This is a genomic window from Mesonia sp. K7, from assembly GCF_003233725.1.
GTDB lineage: Bacteria > Bacteroidota > Bacteroidia > Flavobacteriales > Flavobacteriaceae > Mesonia.
In genome coordinates this window covers 1-5,517 of the sequence record NZ_QKQV01000026.1, presented here as the reverse complement: position 1 = coordinate 5,517, position 5,517 = coordinate 1, and the positions used below count along the sequence as shown (strand labels likewise).

The window sequence follows — 5,517 nt, the reverse complement described above, 5'->3', positions numbered from 1 at the left end:
AGTCCATAAAAACAAAAAGCCCCCATCAAAAGATGAGGGCTTAAAAAAGGCGGCGACCTACTCTCCCACAATAAGCAGTACCATCGGCGCAAACGGGCTTAACTTCTCTGTTCGGAATGGGAAGAGGTGAGCCCCGTTGCTATAACCACCTTAAATTTTTGCTGTAAGCCATAAGCTTAAAGCCGTCAGCTAACTGCTGACCAATAAGTTAACATATCGAAAAAAACACAAAGTATACGGGAAGTATCCAAAAGATAAAAACAAAGCAGGGCTTGACATAAGCCGTACGGGTTATTAGTATCACTCGGCTATGACGTTACCGCCTTTACACCTATGACCTATCAACGTGGTAGTCTCCCACGACCCTTTAAAGAAATCTCATCTTGTGGTGGGTTTCGCGCTTATATGCTTTCAGCGCTTATCCCTTCCCAACGTAGCTACCCAGCAGTGCTCCTGGCGGAACAACTGGTACACCAGAGGTTGGTCCAACTCGGTCCTCTCGTACTAGAGTCAGATCCACTCAAATTTCTTGCGCCCACTGTAGATAGAGACCGAACTGTCTCACGACGTTCTGAACCCAGCTCGCGTGCCACTTTAATGGGCGAACAGCCCAACCCTTGGGACCTTCTCCAGCCCCAGGATGTGACGAGCCGACATCGAGGTGCCAAACCCCCCCGTCGATGTGAGCTCTTGGGGGAGATCAGCCTGTTATCCCCGGAGTACCTTTTATCCTTTGAGCGATGGCCCTTCCATGCGGAACCACCGGATCACTATGCTCTACTTTCGTACCTGATCGACCTGTATGTCTCTCAGTCAAGCTCCCTTTTGCCATTGCACTCTACGCACGGTTACCAAGCGTGCTGAGGGAACCTTTAGAAGCCTCCGTTACTCTTTTGGAGGCGACCACCCCAGTCAAACTACCCACCAAGCACTGTCCTTCCATAAAGGAAGTTAGGCTCCGAACAAGTAAAGGGTGGTATTTCAACAATGACTCCACCACACCTGGCGATGCAGCTTCAAAGTCTCCCACCTATCCTACACATCACTTGTCCAAAGTCAATACTAAGCTATAGTAAAGGTTCACGGGGTCTTTTCGTCCCACAGCGGGTAATCGGCATCTTCACCGATACTACAATTTCACCGAGCTCATGGCTGAGACAGTGTCCAGATCGTTACACCATTCGTGCAGGTCGGAACTTACCCGACAAGGAATTTCGCTACCTTAGGACCGTTATAGTTACGGCCGCCGTTTACTGGGGCTTCAATTCAATGCTTCGCCGAAGCTGACATCTCCTCTTAACCTTCCAGCACCGGGCAGGTGTCAGGCCCTATACGTCATCTTTCGATTTTGCAGAGCCCTGTGTTTTTGATAAACAGTCGCCTGGACCTCTTCACTGCGGCCCCACCGGAGTGGGGCGACCTTTCTCCCGAAGTTACAGGTCTATTTTGCCTAGTTCCTTAGCCATGAATCTCTCGAGCACCTTAGAATTCTCATCCCAACTACCTGTGTCGGTTTGCGGTACGGGCTGCCTTACTCGCTTTTCTTGGAAGTCGATCCCCTGGATTATCACCGCCGCCGAAGCTTGAGTGTACTATCGTTACCTTTCGGCAACTTCAACGTGCTATTCCGTCAGCACGCACCAAGTTGACGCCTCCGTCACTTTTGTTGTAAAGCAGGTAGCAGAATATTAACTGCTTGTCCATCGACTACCCCTTTCGGGTTCGCCTTAGGTCCCGACTAACCCTCAGCTGATTAGCATAGCTGAGGAAACCTTAGTCTTTCGGTGGACGGGTTTCTCGCCCGTCTTATCGTTACTTATGCCTACATTTTCTTTTCCATACGGTCCAGCATACCTCGCAGTACACCTTCAACCCATATGGAATGCTCCCCTACCACAGATAAATCTGTCCATAGCTTCGGTAGTATGTTTATGCCCGATTATTATCCATGCCGAACCGCTCGACTAGTGAGCTGTTACGCACTCTTTAAATGAATGGCTGCTTCCAAGCCAACATCCTAGCTGTCTAAGCAGTTCAACCGCGTTTATTCAACTTAACATACATTTGGGGACCTTAGCTGATGGTCTGGGTTCTTTCCCTCTCGGACATGGACCTTAGCACCCATGCCCTCACTGATATACATCATTTTATAGCATTCGGAGTTTGTCAGGAATTGGTAGGCGGTGAAGCCCCCGCATCCAATCAGTAGCTCTACCTCTATAAAACTAATATACCGCTGCACCTAAATGCATTTCGGGGAGTACGAGCTATTTCCGAGTTTGATTGGCCTTTCACCCCTACCCTCAGGTCATCCCAAGACTTTTCAACGTCAACGGGTTCGGTCCTCCACTTTGGGTTAACAAAGCTTCAACCTGCCCAAGGGTAGATCACACGGTTTCGCGTCTACTCAACCTAACTCAAGCGCCCTATTAAGACTCGCTTTCGCTACGGCTCCACACCTGAAGTGCTTAACCTTGCTAGATAAAGTAACTCGTAGGCTCATTATGCAAAAGGCACGCCGTCACCCCAATGGGGCTCCGACCGCTTGTAAGCGTATGGTTTCAGGGTCTATTTCACTCCTTTATTCAAGGTTCTTTTCACCTTTCCCTCACGGTACTGGTTCACTATCGGTCTCTCAGTAGTATTTAGCCTTGGCGGATGGTCCCGCCGGATTCATACAGGGTTTCACGTGCCCCGCACTACTCAGGATACTGCTATCAATAACTCTTATTACCTATACAGGGCTATCACCTTCTTTGGCCAAACTTTCCAGTTTGTTCTAGTTCTTTAAGCATCGAATAGCGCAGTCCTACAACCCCATAACGTCCGTAAACGTCATGGTTTGGGCTATTACGCGTTCGCTCGCCACTACTAGCGTAATCACTATTGTTTTCTCTTCCTCCGGGTACTTAGATGTTTCAGTTCTCCGGGTTTGCCCCCTTGCGGGTGACATACCTTCAGTATGCCGGGTTGCCCCATTCGGATATCCGCGGATCAATTTGTATGTGCCAATCCCCGCAGCTTTTCGCAGCTTATCACGTCCTTCGTCGCCTCTGAGAGCCTAGGCATCCCCCATACGCCCTTATCAAGCTTATGTCTTTTACCTAATTTGCTTTTATATTTTTTGTTCGCACACTATATATACATACAGTGCGACTTCTTCTCTCGTATTCTTTATGTTTTCTCAATATGTCAATGAACGTTGTATACCCAACTTGATTGGGTATCTCTTTAGGCACTACTCTTAATCAAATTAACAGCAATTCCTCAAAGAGATTCCCGCCTGAGCGGGAATGTTGTGGAGAATATCGGAGTCGAACCGATGACCTCCTGCGTGCAAGGCAGGCGCTCTAGCCAGCTGAGCTAATTCCCCATTTACTAGCAGTTAGTAATTAGTGAATAGTAATTAGCCGATAATTACTTCAACTTCTAGAATTTCCTTCAATATCTTATGAACTTTTTCAATTAAAAATCATTGATTAATAATCCTTAATTCAACTGTAGTCTCAGGCAGACTCGAACTGCCGACCTCTACATTATCAGTGTAGCGCTCTAACCAGCTGAGCTATGAGACTGTCTTTAGCTTATAGCTGATGGCCATCAGCCTACAGCTTTTTTATTAAATCGACAGAAAAATTAAGACCAAATTCGCTTTTCTCTTGAGTCATAGTCGCCTTAAAGATGATTCCCCATAAATGGAAAATACTCTAGAAAGGAGGTGTTCCAGCCGCACCTTCCGGTACGGCTACCTTGTTACGACTTAGCCCCAGTTACCAGTTTTACCCTAGGCCGATCCTTGCGGTAACGGACTTCAGGTACCCCCAGCTTCCATGGCTTGACGGGCGGTGTGTACAAGGCCCGGGAACGTATTCACCGCATCATGGCTGATATGCGATTACTAGCGATTCCAGCTTCACGCAGTCGAGTTGCAGACTGCGATCCGAACTGTGATAGGGTTTGTAGATTCGCTCCCACTCGCGTGGTGGCTGCTCTCTGTCCCTACCATTGTAGCACGTGTGTGGCCCAGGACGTAAGGGCCGTGATGATTTGACGTCATCCCCACCTTCCTCGCGGTTTGCACCGGCAGTCTGGCCAGAGTTCCCGACATTACTCGCTGGCAACTGACCACAGGGGTTGCGCTCGTTATAGGACTTAACCTGACACCTCACGGCACGAGCTGACGACAACCATGCAGCACCTTGTAATCTGTCCGAAGAAAAAACTGTTTCCAGTCCTGTCAGACTACATTTAAGCCCTGGTAAGGTTCCTCGCGTATCATCGAATTAAACCACATGCTCCACCGCTTGTGCGGGCCCCCGTCAATTCCTTTGAGTTTCATTCTTGCGAACGTACTCCCCAGGTGGGTTACTTATCACTTTCGCTTAGCCACCCAGCACTCAATCGCACCGGACAGCTAGTAACCATCGTTTACGGCGTGGACTACCAGGGTATCTAATCCTGTTCGCTCCCCACGCTTTCGTCCATCAGCGTCAGTACATTATTAGTGATCTGCCTTCGCAATCGGTATTCTGAGTAATATCTATGCATTTCACCGCTACACTACTCATTCTAACCACTTCATAATGACTCAAGACCGGCAGTATCAATGGCAGTTCTACAGTTGAGCTGCAGACTTTCACCACTGACTTACCAATCCGCCTACGGACCCTTTAAACCCAATGATTCCGGATAACGCTTGCATCCTCCGTATTACCGCGGCTGCTGGCACGGAGTTAGCCGATGCTTATTCTTACGGTACCGTCAAAGAACTACACGTAGCCCCATTTCTTCCCGTACAAAAGCAGTTTACAACCCATAGGGCAGTCTTCCTGCACGCGGCATGGCTGGATCAGGCTCCCGCCCATTGTCCAATATTCCTCACTGCTGCCTCCCGTAGGAGTCTGGTCCGTGTCTCAGTACCAGTGTGGGGGATCTCCCTCTCAGGACCCCTAACTATCGTCGCCTAGGTAAGCCGTTACCTTACCTACTAGCTAATAGTACGCATACTCATCTATTACCACCAAGGTTTTAATCACTAGATGATGCCATCCCGTGATACTATGGGGGATTAATCCAAATTTCTCCGGGCTATACCCCTGTAATAGGTAGATTGTATACGCGTTACGCACCCGTGCGCCACTCGTCAGCAAAGGAGCAAGCTCCTCCCTGTTACCGTTCGACTTGCATGTGTTAGGCCTGCCGCTAGCGTTCATCCTGAGCCAGGATCAAACTCTTCATTGTTGTCTCTTAAATATGTTTCCTCAAAACAACCTTGAATGGATTCTTCTTTTGAAAAATCCCAACTCAAAAAAATTAAACGTAAATTAGCCTTAATTTTATTCGTATTACCTGATATCTCTATCAAGCGTACACTTCTGTCAATTCAATATGTCAATGAACTCTCATTCTTGTGATACCAAGGGAATCGAACCCCCACAACGGACACCAGACCATACCTTTTCAAAACTCTTTCCCGTTTTGCGAGTGCAAATGTATAACTCTTTTTTAATTCGGCAA

The 5,517-nt window shown here is 48.1% G+C and carries 2 tRNA genes and 3 rRNA genes; all 5 read right to left on the bottom strand.

The window, feature by feature from the left end:
* Nucleotides 1–44: 44 nt before the first annotated feature.
* Nucleotides 45–153, bottom strand: a 5S ribosomal RNA gene (gene rrf / locus DNG35_RS12060).
* Between the two features lie 120 nt (nt 154–273).
* Nucleotides 274–3,097, bottom strand: a 23S ribosomal RNA gene (locus DNG35_RS12055).
* Between the two features lie 202 nt (nt 3,098–3,299).
* Nucleotides 3,300–3,373 (bottom strand) — tRNA-Ala (locus DNG35_RS12050).
* Between the two features lie 128 nt (nt 3,374–3,501).
* A tRNA-Ile gene (locus DNG35_RS12045) sits at nt 3,502–3,575 on the bottom strand.
* A gap of 136 nt (nt 3,576–3,711) precedes the next feature.
* A 16S ribosomal RNA gene (locus DNG35_RS12040) occupies nt 3,712–5,241 on the bottom strand.
* The 16S, 23S and 5S rRNA genes sit together here with 2 tRNA genes alongside, the layout of an rRNA operon.
* Between the last annotated feature and the right edge of the window lie 276 nt (nt 5,242–5,517).